The 13,411-nt window shown below is 64.0% G+C and carries 15 protein-coding genes; 9 read left to right on the top strand and 6 right to left on the bottom strand.

The features are described from left to right. Window positions 1-145 precede the first annotated feature (145 nt). Genes cyoA through SB4_RS00735 form a run of 7 tightly spaced genes read left to right on the top strand, consistent with a single transcriptional unit; the run spans window position 146 to window position 6,963 of the window. The gene (cyoA, locus tag SB4_RS00765) at window positions 146-1,357 is read left to right on the top strand and encodes a ubiquinol oxidase subunit II (RefSeq protein WP_082669867.1); all 1,212 of its coding nucleotides are present in this window, start codon (window positions 146-148) and stop codon (window positions 1,355-1,357) included. Window positions 1,358-1,368: 11 nt separating this feature from the next. Next, complete coding sequence (gene cyoB, locus SB4_RS00760; RefSeq protein ID WP_082669866.1) at window positions 1,369-3,363, top strand: cytochrome o ubiquinol oxidase subunit I; 1,995 nt, start codon at window positions 1,369-1,371, stop codon at window positions 3,361-3,363. Window positions 3,364-3,366: 3 nt separating this feature from the next. Continuing rightward, window positions 3,367-4,005, top strand: a complete 639-nt coding sequence (cyoC, locus tag SB4_RS00755; protein WP_058715635.1) for a cytochrome o ubiquinol oxidase subunit III — start codon at window positions 3,367-3,369, stop codon at window positions 4,003-4,005. Next, window positions 4,002-4,409, top strand: a complete 408-nt coding sequence (gene cyoD, locus SB4_RS00750; RefSeq protein ID WP_058750986.1) for a cytochrome o ubiquinol oxidase subunit IV — start codon at window positions 4,002-4,004, stop codon at window positions 4,407-4,409. Before cyoC ends, cyoD begins: the two co-directional genes overlap by 4 nt. Further along, window positions 4,409-5,119 (top strand): SURF1 family protein, encoded by a 711-nt coding sequence (locus tag SB4_RS00745; protein WP_058750985.1) that lies wholly within the window; start codon window positions 4,409-4,411, stop codon window positions 5,117-5,119. The genes cyoD and SB4_RS00745 overlap by 1 nt, the downstream gene beginning before the upstream one ends. Continuing rightward, on the top strand, window positions 5,116-6,426 hold the full coding sequence (locus SB4_RS00740; protein WP_082669865.1) for an ATP-binding protein: 1,311 nt from the start codon (window positions 5,116-5,118) through the stop codon (window positions 6,424-6,426). Before SB4_RS00745 ends, SB4_RS00740 begins: the two co-directional genes overlap by 4 nt. Window positions 6,427-6,429: 3 nt before the next feature. After that, window positions 6,430-6,963: a response regulator transcription factor gene (locus tag SB4_RS00735; RefSeq protein WP_058750984.1), complete on the top strand. Its 534-nt coding sequence runs from the start codon at window positions 6,430-6,432 to the stop codon at window positions 6,961-6,963. Window positions 6,964-6,981: 18 nt separating this feature from the next. On the opposite strand, the gene SB4_RS00730 is transcribed toward SB4_RS00735, so the two are convergent. From SB4_RS00730 to SB4_RS00710, 5 genes are all read right to left on the bottom strand, one after another. After that, window positions 6,982-8,799, bottom strand: a complete 1,818-nt coding sequence (locus tag SB4_RS00730) for a DUF885 domain-containing protein (protein ID WP_058750983.1) — start codon at window positions 8,797-8,799, stop codon at window positions 6,982-6,984. A gap of 133 nt (window positions 8,800-8,932) precedes the next feature. Further along, window positions 8,933-9,376, bottom strand: coding sequence for a hypothetical protein (locus SB4_RS00725; RefSeq protein ID WP_241488428.1), 444 nt, complete (start codon window positions 9,374-9,376; stop codon window positions 8,933-8,935). Between the two features lie 53 nt (window positions 9,377-9,429). Further along, entirely contained in the window at window positions 9,430-9,681 is a 252-nt protein-coding gene (locus SB4_RS00720; RefSeq protein WP_058715629.1) for a DUF3618 domain-containing protein, read from the bottom strand. Further along, the gene (locus SB4_RS00715) at window positions 9,678-10,031 is read right to left on the bottom strand and encodes a phage holin family protein (RefSeq protein WP_058750981.1); all 354 of its coding nucleotides are present in this window, start codon (window positions 10,029-10,031) and stop codon (window positions 9,678-9,680) included. Before SB4_RS00715 ends, SB4_RS00720 begins: the two co-directional genes overlap by 4 nt. Further along, window positions 10,028-10,561, bottom strand: coding sequence for a hypothetical protein (locus SB4_RS00710; protein ID WP_058750980.1), 534 nt, complete (start codon window positions 10,559-10,561; stop codon window positions 10,028-10,030). The genes SB4_RS00715 and SB4_RS00710 overlap by 4 nt, the downstream gene beginning before the upstream one ends. A gap of 159 nt (window positions 10,562-10,720) precedes the next feature. Here SB4_RS00710 and eno point away from each other — a divergent pair, with 159 nt between their 5' ends. Together eno and SB4_RS00700 are read left to right on the top strand one after the other, a co-directional pair. After that, window positions 10,721-12,001 carry a phosphopyruvate hydratase gene (gene eno / locus SB4_RS00705; protein ID WP_058750979.1) on the top strand — a complete coding sequence of 427 codons (1,281 nt, stop codon included), beginning with the start codon at window positions 10,721-10,723 and terminating at the stop codon, window positions 11,999-12,001. A 65-nt stretch (window positions 12,002-12,066) separates the two neighbouring features. Next, window positions 12,067-12,348, top strand: coding sequence for an FtsB family cell division protein (locus SB4_RS00700; protein WP_240954765.1), 282 nt, complete (start codon window positions 12,067-12,069; stop codon window positions 12,346-12,348). 33 nt (window positions 12,349-12,381) lie between these two features. On the opposite strand, the gene SB4_RS00695 is transcribed toward SB4_RS00700, so the two are convergent. Beyond that, window positions 12,382-13,206, bottom strand: coding sequence for an alpha/beta fold hydrolase (locus tag SB4_RS00695; RefSeq protein WP_058751030.1), 825 nt, complete (start codon window positions 13,204-13,206; stop codon window positions 12,382-12,384). Window positions 13,207-13,411: the final 205 nt, after the last annotated feature.

Raw genomic sequence — 13,411 nt, 5'->3', positions numbered from 1 at the left:
GTACCTAAGGCGGGCCGGTTGCGATGCAAAAAGACCGCACAGGACCGCCATTCTGCTGCGCCTATGCGCCTTTCGGCGGCCGGGGGGGATTGGACAAACTGTCCAATGTGCGCAGGTGCAGCAAAGGCGTAGCGGCGCTTTCCATATGTCTCATTCGTCGAGCCTTGCGCGCCTGCGCCCTCTTCGCTGGGCCGCCTTGCCCCTCCTGGCCATGCTGGGGGGATGCGACGCGGTCGTGCTCAACCCTGCCGGTGACGTCGCCGTGCAGCAACGCGATCTGGTGCTGATCGCGACGGCCCTGATGCTGCTCATCATCATTCCGGTGATGGCGCTGACGGTGCTGTTCGCGTGGCGCTATCGCAAGAGCAACACCGAAGCCGAATATGATCCCGAGTTCGACCATTCGACGATGCTCGAACTGGTGATCTGGTCGGCCCCGCTGCTCATCATCATCTGCCTGGGCGCAGTGACGTGGACCAGCACGCACCTGCTCGATCCCTATCGCCCGATCGAGCGGACCGCACCTGGGCAGCCGGTCGCGGCGGGCGTCAAGCCGCTCGAGGTTCAGGTCGTCGCGCTCGACTGGAAGTGGCTGTTCATCTATCCCGAGCAGGGCATCGCGACGGTCAACGAACTGGCCCTGCCGGTCGACCGGCCCGTCGAGTTCCGCCTGACCGGCACCTCGGTGATGAACGCCTTCTACATCCCCGCCATGGCCGGCATGATCTACACCATGCCCGGCATGGAGACGAAGCTGCACGCGGTCCTGAACCGCGAGGGCACGTTCAAGGGGCTGTCGTCGCACTATAGCGGCGCGGGCTTCTCGGGCATGAACTTCCCTGTCTACGCGCTGCAGTCGAACGGCTTCGACCAGTGGGTGGACAAGGTTCGCGCGTCGCAGGCCGGACAGGGCAAGGGGCAGGGTCAGCTAACCCGCGCGGCCTTCCTGACCGTCGAGAAACCGAGCGAGTATGTGCCCGCCATGTACTTCAACGGCGTCCAGGGCGGCTTGTTCGATCGTGTCGTCAACCGCTGCGTGGCGGACAACACGCCGTGCATGTCGGACGTGATGATGCACGACCGGATGACCGGTGGCGGCGATCCGCACAAGATGAAGGTCGGCGAGGGTAATCCGCCCGTCAACAATACCGGCCCGATGCATGGGGATCGGACCAAGGGTGCGCTCGAAAAGTCGCCCGAGGAAATCGAGGTCTCGCCGCATCAGAGCCTGGAGCCCACGCCGTCGAACGGCGCGCAGGATGCCGGTGAGATGAAGAACCGCCGCATGTCCTTCCTTTCCATCCCGCAGACCCCCGGCCCGCAGACCTTTGGTCATGCCGGTGCGGGTCGCGGCTGAGGCACGCCATCATGGAAAACATCATAAAGACCATCTTCGGACGGCTATCGATCGAATCGTTGCCGATCCACGAGCCGATCGTCGTCGGCACCTTCCTGGGTGTCGCGGTCGGCGGCATCGCGGTGCTGGCGCTGATCACCAAGTTCAAGCTGTGGGGCTATCTCTGGAAGGAGTGGTTCACCACCGTCGATCACAAGCGCATCGGCATCATGTACATGGTGCTGGGCATCGTGATGCTGCTGCGCGGCTTTGCCGACGCGCTGATGATGCGCGGGCAGCAGGCCATCGCCTTCGGCGATAACCAGGGCTTTCTGAACTCGCATCACTATGATCAGGTGTTCACCGCCCACGGCGTCATCATGATCTTCTTCGTGGCGATGCCGATCATCACCGGCCTGATGAACTATGTCGTGCCGCTCCAGATCGGTGCGCGCGACGTGTCCTTCCCGTATCTCAACAATCTGAGCTTCTGGATGACGGCGGGCGGCGTGGTGCTGGTCATGGCCTCGCTGTTCATCGGCGAGTTTGCGCGGACCGGCTGGCTTGCCTTCCCGCCGCTGTCGGAGCTCGACTTCAGTCCCGATGTCGGCGTCGACTATTATATCTGGGCGCTTCAGGTTGCCGGTGTCGGCACGACCTTGTCGGGCATCAACCTGATCGCGACCATCATCAAGATGCGCGCGCCGGGCATGACCATGATGAAGCTGCCGGTGTTCTGCTGGACCTCGCTGTGCGCGAACGTCCTGATCGTCGCCAGCTTCCCCGTGCTGACCGCCACGCTCGTCCTGCTGTCGCTCGACCGCTATGTCGGCACCAACTTCTTCACGAACAATCTCGGCGGCAACCCGATGATGTACGTGAACCTGATCTGGATCTGGGGTCACCCGGAGGTCTACATCCTGATCCTGCCGCTGTTCGGCGTGTTCTCAGAAGTGACCTCGACCTTTTCGGGCAAGCGTCTGTTCGGCTATACCTCGATGGTCTACGCCACGATCGTCATCACGATCCTGTCGTACCTGGTCTGGCTGCACCACTTCTTCACCATGGGTTCGGGCGCCAGCGTCAACTCGTTCTTCGGCATCACCACCATGGTGATTTCGATCCCGACGGGTGCGAAGATCTTCAACTGGCTGTTCACCATGTACAAGGGGCGCATCCGGTTCGAGCTGCCGATGATGTGGACCATCGCGTTCATGCTGACCTTCTCGATCGGCGGCATGACCGGCGTTCTGCTGGCTGTTCCGCCTGCCGACTTCGTGCTGCACAACTCGCTGTTCCTGATTGCCCACTTCCACAACGTCATCATCGGCGGTGTGCTGTTCGGCGCCTTTGCCGCGATCAACTACTGGTGGCCCAAGGCCTTCGGGTTCAAGCTCAACCAGTTCTGGGGCAAGGTGTCGTTCTGGCTGTGGGTCATCGGCTTCTGGGTCGCCTTCACGCCGCTCTACATCATGGGCCTGATGGGCGTGACGCGTCGCCTCCATCACTTCGACGATCCGTCGCTGCAAATCTACTTCGTCGTCGCGCTGCTCGGTGCGCTGATGATCGCGGGCGGCATCGGGGCCTTCCTGGTTCAGATCGGCGTGTCGATCTGGAAGAAGGAAGAACTGCGCGACGTGACGGGCGATCCCTGGAACGGCCGCACGCTGGAATGGGCGACCTCGTCGCCGCCGCCGGACTACAACTTCGCGTTCACGCCGGTCATCCATGAGCTGGATGCCTGGTACGACATGAAGGACAAGAAGGCCGAGGCGCCGACCGAGGGCTATCGTCCGATCCACATGCCGAAGAACACGGGCACCGGCGTCATCATCGCCGCCCTTTCGACGGCCGCCGGGTTCGGCATGATCTGGTACATGTGGTGGCTCGCCGCTTTTGGCCTGATCGGTGTCGTCGTCGTCGCCATCTGGCACACGTTCAACTATGACCGCGACTATTACATTCCCGTCGAGGAAGTCGTGGCTACGGAAAGCGAGCGGCGTCGTCTGCTCGGGCAGGGAGCCTGATCCATGTCGACCGACGTTCTGAGCGCCGATCCGGCCAAGAACCCGACCTATTATCTGGTCGAGGACGAGGATCATCATCACGAAGGCGGTGGCTCGACGGCCATCGGCTTCTGGATGTACCTGATGAGCGACTGTCTCATCTTCGCCATCCTGTTCGCCACCTACGGCGTCCTGGGCACCAGCTATGCGGGCGGGCCGACCCCGCGGGAGATTTTCGAGCTTCCGCTGGTCGCGCTCAACACATCCATGCTGCTGCTGTCGTCGATCACCTATGGCTTTGCCATGATCGCGATGGAGAAGAATCAGAAGTCCAACACGCTGATCTGGCTGGGCATCACCGGCCTGTTCGGTCTCGCCTTCCTGTCGATCGAGCTCTACGAATTCGCCAACCTCATCCATGAGGGCGCGGGTCCGCAGCGTTCGGCCTTCCTGTCGTCCTTCTTCACGTTGGTCGGCACGCACGGTCTGCACGTCACCTTCGGTTCGATCTGGCTGGTCACGCTGATGGTGCAGGTCGGCCGCTTCGGCCTGATCGAGGCGAACAAGCGTCGCCTGATGTGCCTGTCGATGTTCTGGCACTTCCTGGACGTCGTCTGGATCGGTGTTTTCACCTTTGTCTATCTGCTGGGAGTTCTCCGTTGAGCGCTCATAACCCCCATGGTCATGGCGACCACGCCGACCACGGCCATGATGCCCATGCGCATGGCGATACCCACGGTCATGGCTCGCTCAAAGGCTACATGATCGGCTTCGTGCTGTCGGTGATCCTGACGGCCATTCCGTTCTGGGCGGTCATGACCGGCGCGCTGGGCGATACCCAGACGACCGCTTTGGTCATCATGGGCCTGGCCTTCGTCCAGATCGTCGTCCACATGATCTACTTCCTCCACATGAACACCAAGTCGGAGGGTGGCTGGACGATGATGGCGCTGGTCTTTACCGCCGTTCTCGTCGTGATTACGCTGAGCGGATCGATCTGGGTCATGTATCACATGAACACCAACATGATGCCCGACATGGCCGCCCAACTGGGCGGTGGCATGTAATGACGGATGCTGGCGTCGGCGGAGGGCGGCGCGGCCGCTCGCCGCTGACGCTGGCGATCCTGACCGCGATCGGGCTGGCCCTGGTTGCGGGGTTTGTTTCGCTCGGCGTCTGGCAGTTGCAGCGCCGGGCCTGGAAACTAGACCTGATCGCAACGGTCGATGCGCGCCTCCGTGCCCCGCCCGTCGCGGCGCCACCTTCGGCCGACCAGTCCGACGTCTATCGTCGGGTCACCGCCCAGGGCCGCTTCCGCAACAATCGCGAGACCTTCGTTCAAGCGGTGACCGAGCGCGGTCCCGGTTACTGGGTGCTGACGCCACTGGTCGGGCCGAATTTCACGGTGCTCGTCAATCGCGGTTTCGTCCCACCTGAGAAGCGCCAGGACCATAGCCGCCCCGAGGGACCGGTACGCGTGACGGGGCTGGTCCGCGTGACCGAGCCGGGCGGCGGCTTCCTCCGCTCAAACGACCCTACCGCCGATCGCTGGTATTCGCGCGACGTCGTGGCCATCGCCGAGGCGAAGCGGCTGGGACCGGTCGCCCCCTATTTCATCGATGCCGACGCCAGCCCCAATCCGGGCGGCTATCCGGTTGGCGGACTGACCGTGGTGGCGTTTCGCAACAGCCATCTCTCGTACGCGTTGACATGGTTCGCGCTCGCGCTGCTGACGGTGGTCGGCCTTTTCATACTGTGGCGGCGAGGGCGCGAATGACCTCGGGCGAGCCGCCCTTCCTGCCCTTTACGATGCGCCCGCGTGAGCCCGATCCGACGGCGGGCACCGCGAATATGCGCCAGCTCATCCACCTGCGCTGGATGGCGGTGGCGGGGCAGCTGGTCACGATCCTGTTCGTCAATCGCGTCATGGGGGTTCAACTTCCCGTGCCCGCGATGATGGGCGTGCTCGTGATGGCGGTGGCGATCAACCTGCTCAGCCATGTCCGGCTTCGCTTTCACCGGATCACCAATACCGAACTGCTGTTCGCGCTGATGTTCGACGTCGGTACGCTGACGCTCCAGTTGTTCCTGGCGGGCGGGGCGACGAACCCGTTCATTTCACTCTACCTCATTCAGGTCGTGCTGGGCGCTGTGTTGCTCGAGACATGGTCGGCCTGGGCGTTGGCGGGGATTACGGGCGTATGCTTCGGCCTGTTGTCGTTGCACCATCGGCCGCTCAGCTTTCCGCCCTGGTTGTTCGGCGACATTGCCGGACTGCATACGCTGGGCAACTGGCTGGGCTTTGCGCTGGTCGCAGGGCTGCTCATCCTGTTCGTCACCCGCATCAGCCACAATCTGCGCCGCAGCGCCGCGCGCCTCGCCGATCTGCGGCAACAGGCGTCGGAGGAGGAGCATATCGTGCGTATGGGCCTGCTCGCCTCCGGCGCGGCGCATGAGCTAGGCACGCCGCTCGCCAGCCTGTCGGTGATCCTGAGCGACTGGCGACGCGTGCCGAAGCTGCGCGATGATCCCGAACTGATGGGTGAGATCGCCGAGATGCAGGCGGAGGTGCAGCGGTGCAAGGCGATCGTTACCCGCATCCTGCAATCGGCGGGCGAACCACGCGGCGAGGCGGCGGAGCTGTCCGAGGTCGGCCGCTTCATCGATACCATCGTCGATGAATGGCGACAGAGCCATACGCAGGTGACGCTCGATTATCACCGCACCGATGACGATGCCGCGATCGTATCCGACCCGGCGATCAAGCAGGCGGTGTGGAACGTCCTCGATAACGCGGCCGAGGCGTCCCCCGCATGGGTAGGCTTGAGCGTGACGCGCGAGGGTGGGGCGGTCGCCGTACGGGTCACCGATTGCGGTCCGGGCTTTACTTCGGCCACCCTGTCGCAGGTCGGCCGCCCCCAGCAGTCGACCAAGGGCGAGGGGCATGGCGTCGGCCTGTTCCTGGTCTCGAGCGTCGTCCGCAAGCTGGGCGGCCGGATCGAGGCGACGAACCGCCCGGAGGGTGGCGCGGTGGTGACGCTGACCCTACCTTTAAGCATGATCGGCGTATCGGATCGGGAGTAGGATATGGACGACGAACGCACGTTGGTGATCGTCGAGGATGACGAAACCTTCGCCCGGACCCTGCAACGCTCGTTCGAGCGGCGTGGCTACCGCGTGTGGGTCGCGGCCAGCCCCGACGTGCTAGTCGCCGTGCTGCGCGAGACCACGCCGCGTTACGCGGTGGTCGACCTGAAGCTGGGCCAGGCCTCGGGCCTTGCCTGTGTCCAGACGCTTCATGCGCATGATCCGGGCATGTTGATCGTCGTGCTGACCGGTTTCGCCAGCATCGCCACGGCGGTCGAGGCGATCAAGCTGGGCGCCTGCCACTATCTGGCCAAGCCGTCGAACACCGACGACATCGAGGCGGCCTTCCACAAGGCGGGCGGCGACGCGACGACCGCGATCACCGACAGGCCGAGTTCGATCAAGACGCTGGAGTGGGAGCGGATCAACGAAACGCTGGCCGAGACGAACTTCAACATCTCGGAAACCGCGCGGCGGCTGGGGATGCACCGCCGGACGCTGGCGCGGAAGCTGGAGAAGCGCCACGTCCCCTGACGCGGCGCTTTCCCCGATCTAGCGGCGCTTTTCGGCCGCGATCCAGTCGGCGATCTTCTTCTCCAGCACCGGCATCGGCAGCGCACCGGTGTCGAGCACTTCGGCATGGAAGCGGCGGGGATCGAACTTCGCGCCCAACTCCGCCTTGGCCTGCGCCTTCAACCGGCTGATCGTCAGCTGGCCGATCTTATAGGCCAGCGCCTGGCCCGGAATGGCGATATAGCGCTCGACTTCGGCGGTCGCGTCGGTCCGTGCCATGGGGGAGTTGGCGAGCATATATTCGATCGCCTGGTCGCGCGTCCAACCCTTGGCATGGATACCCGTATCGACCACCAGCCGCATGGCGCGCAGCATCTCGTCACTCAGGCCGCCCATGCGCTGATAGGGATCGGTTTCCATGCCCAGCTCGGGCCACAGCGTCTCGGCATAGAGCGCCCAACCCTCGGCATAAGCGGTGTTGCCGCCGAAGCGCATGAACGCGGGCAGGGCGGCATTTTCCTGTGCCAGGCTGATCTGGAAATGATGACCCGGCACCGCTTCGTGCAGGTACAGCGTCTCCATCTCCCACATGTAGCGAGAGGGCAGGTCGTAGGTGTTGTAGTAGAAGACCCCCGGCCGCGTGCCGTCGGGCGTGCCGCCCTGGTACGAGCCGCCTGCGTCGGTCTTTTCCTTGAAGGCCGGAACGGGGCGGATTTCGAGTGCGGTTTTGGGGATCAGGGAGAATTGCTCGCGAATACGCGCGTCGATGCGGCGTCCGATCGCTTCATACCCTTCGCGGAGCTGCGCGGCACTCTTGGGCGCGAATTGCGGGTCGGTGCGCAGGAAGGTGAAGAACTCTGGCAAGCTGCCCTTGAAGCCGACCGCCTGCTTCTGCACCTCCATCGCCTTCAGGATGCGCGCGACTTCGGACAGGCCGAGCTGGTGCACCTCGTCCGCCTTGAGCGGCAGGGTCGTGTTTTGCTCGATCAGATAGCTATAGAGGCGGTCGCCGCCCTTCATTCCCGAAAGGCCAACGCTATCGCGCGCGGCGGGCAGGTAGGTGTCGGCCAGGAAAGTCCGCATCCGACGCTCGGCGGGGAGTATGACGTCGCGGATCTGCGTCGCATAGGCGGTCTTCAAGCGCGCCTGCTCGGCCGCTGGAATGCTGGCGGGGAAGCGCTTCACCGGGCCATAGAAGGTCGAGTCCTCGACGGGGCCGGCCAACAGATTGTCAAACTGCGCGATCATGTTGCGCACGACCAGCTTGGGCTGCACAACACCGCTGGCCATGCCTTGGCGGAAGCGGACGATCGCTTCGTCGAGCAGGCGGGCATATTCGACGTTGCGCTTTAGATTGTTGTCGTAATCGGCCACGGTGTTGAACGGCGCGGCGCCCTGACCCGAGGCGAATTCGGGATAGAAGGTCTGGATGCCGTAGAAATGGTCCATCGGCCGCACGATCGTCAGCGCGACAAGCGCCGGGTCGAGTCCCTTCAGCGTCGTCTGCGTCTGCTGCTGGAAGACGTCATAGGCGACCTGATTGGTCGGCGTCAGCGCAGCCCGGTTGATCTGGCCCAGGTCCTTCAGGTCCTTTTCGGCCGCCGCCCGCTCGGCGTTGATATAAGCATCGGAAAAGAAATCACCGATCCGATCGGCACGGCGCATGTCGCCACGAAACAGCCCATTGATCGGATTGCGCGCCAGGCTGGCTTCGTCGCTATCGTGGAAGAGCCGCTTGAGCCGGGCATCCTCCTTGCCCTCACCGGGCTGGGGTGCGGCGATCGGAGTCGCTTGGGCAAGAGCGAGGGCAGGCGTGGCCGACACGGCCAGAACTATGGCAAGGGAGAGAAGGCGCAAGCGGGTATCCCGACAGGAGAAACAATCCGACCTTGGTAGAAAGCCCTTTCCCCGCCCGCAAGCCGTTCAACGAAAAGAGCCCTGCGATCCCGTCAGGATCGCAGGGCTCTGATAAGCCGCCAAAAATGGCGATTTAGACGGTTGTCTTGTTCGTGGCCGCCTTGGCAGCGGCCGACCCGGCATTGCTGGCGGCCTTTACGACATTGTCAAACAGCGAACGCGCGCGATCCTTGGCATTGTCCTTGGTCAGGCCCGCTTCTTCGAGCTCACGAAGGCCGGTTTCGCGTGCGGCCTGCGTTGCCTGGCGGATCGTTTCGCCCAGCTTCTTGCCGAGCGGGGTCAGCACTTCCTTCTCCCGCGCCGAACGCGGGATGAGCGCGCCGGCGATGACGCCGACCGCAAGGCCGCCGACCAGGATGCCGAGCGGGTTGGCTTCGATCGTGCGCGCGGTCTTGTGCGCCAACTCGCCCGCCTTGTTCTTGGCGTCGTGCAGCGCCTGCGATGCGGTTTCGCGACCATGGTCCAGCTTTTCGCGGAGGCCGTCGGTCTGCTGATTGTGATGGGTCTCGGTGGTCATGGCCAACATCCTTCTGGGCTGTGCCGCCGGGGGACTCGTCCCGGCGCGCCAAATCAGCGTTTGCGTTTGAACAGGCGGGCGATCCGCCGACGGTTGAGCAGCAACCCCAAGACCGCGACACCGCCTGCCACGGTGGCTGGGTTGTTCTTTGCAGTCTCCAAGCCCGAACAGGCGGCGGACATACCGGCTTCCTTCGCCTGGGCGGCCAGCGCCTTCGGCTCCAGGCGCGCCTGGATGCGCGAGGCGGTCTGGTTCATCCGCTCGCGCGCTTCGGCTGCGCGGGCTTCGGCTTCGGCGACGGTCATGACTGGCCCCCCGACAGACACGACCTGCCGACCATCGCCAGAACACCTGCGACGATCAGCACGGCACCGATCACGATCAGCGTTGCCGCAAACGGCCCGGTCGACGGGGCCAGCGCAAAGATCAGGCCGACCAGCAGCGCGATCAAAGCCGAAAGGCCGAGAACCGCCGCCACGCCGAAAAAGATCGCCGCACTGCGATAACGACCGATCTTGTCGGTCGCCCGCGCCTTGGCGAGATCGATCTCGGCGGTGATGAAGGAGCGCCCGTCATCGACCAGCTGCGACACCAACGAGGTCAGCGTCTCCGGCTCCGGCGTGGCCGCCTTCAGGGTCTCGGCGACCCGGGTCACGCGGCGCCATCGACCGACTGGCGGGTTTCGATGCCCGACTGAACGACGCGGGCCAGCACGAAGCCGAGCGCCGCGGCAACGCCGATCGCGACCGCCGGGCTCTTGGTCACGAAGGCGCGCGCGTCGTCGAGAAGCTCCTCGACATCCTTGTCCTTGATCGCGCCCGACAGCGACGTCACGGTGTCGGCGGCCGACCGCGCATATTGGCCATATTGCTGACCCAGCTTCTCATCGACCTGCACGGCGGCATCGTTCAGCATCTGCGCGACCTGATCGAGCGCGGACCCCGCCTTGGCCTTGCCATCGCCCGCCAGCGCATGGATCTTGTCGACCGCCTGCTGCTGCACTTTGGTTGCGCCTTCCTTCACCTGCTGCTTGGCATCGGCAAGCCCTGCCTTCGCCCTAGACGCCTCGGCCTCGCTATCAAAAGCAGCGTTGGGGGCAGCGACCTCCGGGGCGACGGCGGTGTTTCCAGCGAAGCTCGGCGCGTCGCTATTGGCGGCGGGAAATGTGCTGTCGGTGTCAGCCATCGGAAAACCCTTTCCATTTGGCCCGGGTGAACGGGCGGTTTTGCCTCTTAACCCCGGCAACGGAACCACGGTTCCATGCTTTTCCCGCAATTGCCCTTCGCACAGTCACACGATAGAGCCGCGCCGAGACCTTCAAGGCTGATGTAGGAGCATCGTTACGTGACCGCAATCATCGACATCCACGCGCGTCAAATCCTGGACAGCCGGGGCAACCCCACCGTCGAGGTGGATGTGCTCCTCGAAGACGGCAGCTTCGGGCGTGCCGCCGTGCCGTCGGGCGCGTCGACCGGCGCGCATGAGGCGGTCGAGAAGCGCGATGGCGACAAGAGCCGCTGGATGGGCAAGGGCGTCGAGGCGGCCGTCGAGGCGGTCAATGACGAGATCACCGACGCGATCCTGGGCATGGATGCCGAGGACCAGGCCGATCTCGATCGCACGATGATCGAACTGGACGGCACCGAGAACAAGGGCCGCCTGGGCGCGAACGCGATCCTGGGCGTCAGCCTGGCAGCGGCCAAGGCGGCGGCAGAGGCGCGCGGCCTGCCGCTTTACAAGTATGTCGGTGGCGTCTCGGCGCATCTGCTGCCGGTGCCGATGATGAACATCATCAATGGCGGCGAACACGCTGATAACCCGATCGATTTCCAGGAATTCATGATCATGCCGGTCGGTGCGGCGAACATCATGGAAGCGGTCCGCTGCGGCTCGGAAATCTTTCACACGCTGAAGAAGGCGCTGCACGAGAAGGGCCTGGCGACCGGCGTGGGCGACGAGGGCGGCTTCGCCCCCAACATCGCCTCGACCAACGAAGCGCTCGACTTCATCATGGCCTCGGTCGAGAAGGCCGGGTACAAGCCGGGCGACGACGTGATGATCGCGCTCGACTGTGCTGCGACCGAATTCTTCAAGGACGGCAAATACAATATCTCGGGCGAGGGCAAGATCCTGTCGAGCCATGAGATGGCCGAGTATCTGGCGAACCTGACCCGCCAGTATCCGATCCTGTCGATCGAAGACGGCATGGCCGAGGATGATTGGGAGGGCTGGAAGGCGCTGACCGACATGATCGGCGACAAGGTGCAGCTGGTCGGTGACGATCTGTTCGTCACCAACCCAAAGCGTCTGAAGAAGGGCATCGAAGGCGGCTATGCCAATTCGCTGCTGGTGAAGGTTAACCAGATCGGCACTCTGACCGAGACGCTGGAGGCCGTGTCGCTGGCGCAGCGTTCGCGCTACACCGCCGTCATGTCGCACCGTTCTGGCGAGACCGAGGATGCGACCATCGCCGATCTGGCGGTCGCCACGAACTGCGGTCAGATCAAGACCGGCTCGCTGGCGCGTTCGGACCGGCTCGCCAAGTATAACCAGCTGATCCGCATCGAGGAAGAGCTGGGCGATTCGGCACGTTATGCCGGTCGCGATATCCTGATCCGCGCTTGAATTCGAAGGGCGACGGTACGATTATGGGAAGCGTGACCAGAAAGACGTCGCCCTTTATCCGCACCATGCAGCGGGCTGCCTTGCCCGCTCTGGGGCTGACGATCGTTGCGTTCTTCGGGGCCTATGCGGTGCTGGGGCGCAACGGCCTGCTCGCTTATGGCGAGTATCAGCGTCAGCTGGTGAAGCGCGAGCATGACTACGCGGCGCTCGACAAGAAGCGGACGGTGCTGAAGAACCGCGTTGCGCTGCTCGATCCCGACCATGCCAATCCCGATATGGTGGACGAGATGGTGCGCAAGGAACTGAACGTCGCCCACCCGGACGAGGTGATCGTTCCCCTGAAATGAGAAAGGGCGGCCCGGTTAGGCCGCCCTTTTCGTTTAACGACCCAAGAAGGTCAGGAGGTCGTCGGTCAGACGATCGCTGTGCGTCACGTTCAGGCCATGCGGCGCGCCGTCATATTCGACGAGCTGCGCCTGGGCGATGCCCTCGGCCGCCGCACGACCTGCCGCATCGATCGGCACGGTCTGGTCACCGGTGCCATGGATGATCAGCGTCGGCACCCGGAACGCCGGCAGATCGGGCCGGAAGTCGGTCTGGCTGAACGACTCGGCGCAGGCGAGGGTCGGCTTGAGCCCCGCCTGCATCGCGACGCTCGTCGCCCAGTCGAGCACCTCATCGCTGACGGGGCTGGAGATATAGCCGACGCCGAAAAACTGTTTGAAGAAGGTATGGCGCAGAAAGTGCGCCCGGTCATCGCGCAGGCCTTGGCCGATCTGGTCAAACACCGACTGGTCGGTGCCGTGGGGATTGTCGTCGGTCTTCAGCATGTACGGCACGACCGATGCGATCAGCCCGGCCGCGATCACGCCCTTGCCGTCGTGGCGGCTCATATAACGTGCGACCTCGCCACCGCCCATCGAAAAGCCGATGACGGCGGCATCCTGCGCGCCCGTCGCCTCCAGCACATCGGCCAGATCGTCCGACAGCGTATCGTAATCATAACCCGACCAAGGCTGGCCCGAGCGACCGAACCCGCGCCGGTCATAGGCGATCGCGCGAAACCCTGCCTCGGCCAGCGCCAGCATCTGGGCGTCCCACATGTCGGCTGACAGCGGCCAGCCATGGAGGAGGACCACCGGGCGCCCCTCACCCCAGTCCTTGACATAGATATCGGTGCCGTCGCGCGTCTTTACATATGGCATGGTCTGCTCCTGCACGGTGCTGCGGTAATGCGCGGGCTGAACGGGCAGGCTCGCCAAGCCGTTCCGTCCGTGGTGCGGCATCACATCGCCACGAAGCGCATCGATTTCAGGGACTTCCGATAGGGCCGATCAAGGGCGCAATATTGCGTCGCCCGTGGTTGCCAGCGACGCGTGACAAGGTAACATGCCCTCCATTCGCGAATGG

The organism is Sphingomonas sanguinis, from assembly GCF_001476905.1.
Classification (GTDB): domain Bacteria; phylum Pseudomonadota; class Alphaproteobacteria; order Sphingomonadales; family Sphingomonadaceae; genus Sphingomonas; species Sphingomonas sanguinis_B.
Note: the sequence above shows the minus strand (reverse complement) of the source record. Positions and strands in the feature narration are given on the sequence as shown.

What these genes read in the sequence shown, in the direction of transcription:
- cyoA (WP_082669867.1), top strand. Translation starts at nt 146, where the DNA reads ATGTCTCATTCGTCGAGCCTTGCGCGCCTGCGCCCTCTTCGCTGGGCC.
- cyoB (WP_082669866.1), top strand. Translation starts at nt 1,369, where the DNA reads ATGGAAAACATCATAAAGACCATCTTCGGACGGCTATCGATCGAATCG.
- cyoC (WP_058715635.1), top strand. Translation starts at nt 3,367, where the DNA reads ATGTCGACCGACGTTCTGAGCGCCGATCCGGCCAAGAACCCGACCTAT.
- SB4_RS00745 (WP_058750985.1), top strand. Translation starts at nt 4,409, where the DNA reads ATGACGGATGCTGGCGTCGGCGGAGGGCGGCGCGGCCGCTCGCCGCTG.
- SB4_RS00740 (WP_082669865.1), top strand. Translation starts at nt 5,116, where the DNA reads ATGACCTCGGGCGAGCCGCCCTTCCTGCCCTTTACGATGCGCCCGCGT.
- SB4_RS00735 (WP_058750984.1), top strand. Translation starts at nt 6,430, where the DNA reads ATGGACGACGAACGCACGTTGGTGATCGTCGAGGATGACGAAACCTTC.
- SB4_RS00725 (WP_241488428.1), bottom strand. Translation starts at nt 9,376, where the DNA reads ATGACCACCGAGACCCATCACAATCAGCAGACCGACGGCCTCCGCGAA.
- SB4_RS00720 (WP_058715629.1), bottom strand. Translation starts at nt 9,681, where the DNA reads ATGACCGTCGCCGAAGCCGAAGCCCGCGCAGCCGAAGCGCGCGAGCGG.
- SB4_RS00710 (WP_058750980.1), bottom strand. Translation starts at nt 10,561, where the DNA reads ATGGCTGACACCGACAGCACATTTCCCGCCGCCAATAGCGACGCGCCG.
- SB4_RS00700 (WP_240954765.1), top strand. Translation starts at nt 12,067, where the DNA reads ATGCAGCGGGCTGCCTTGCCCGCTCTGGGGCTGACGATCGTTGCGTTC.
- SB4_RS00695 (WP_058751030.1), bottom strand. Translation starts at nt 13,206, where the DNA reads ATGCCATATGTAAAGACGCGCGACGGCACCGATATCTATGTCAAGGAC.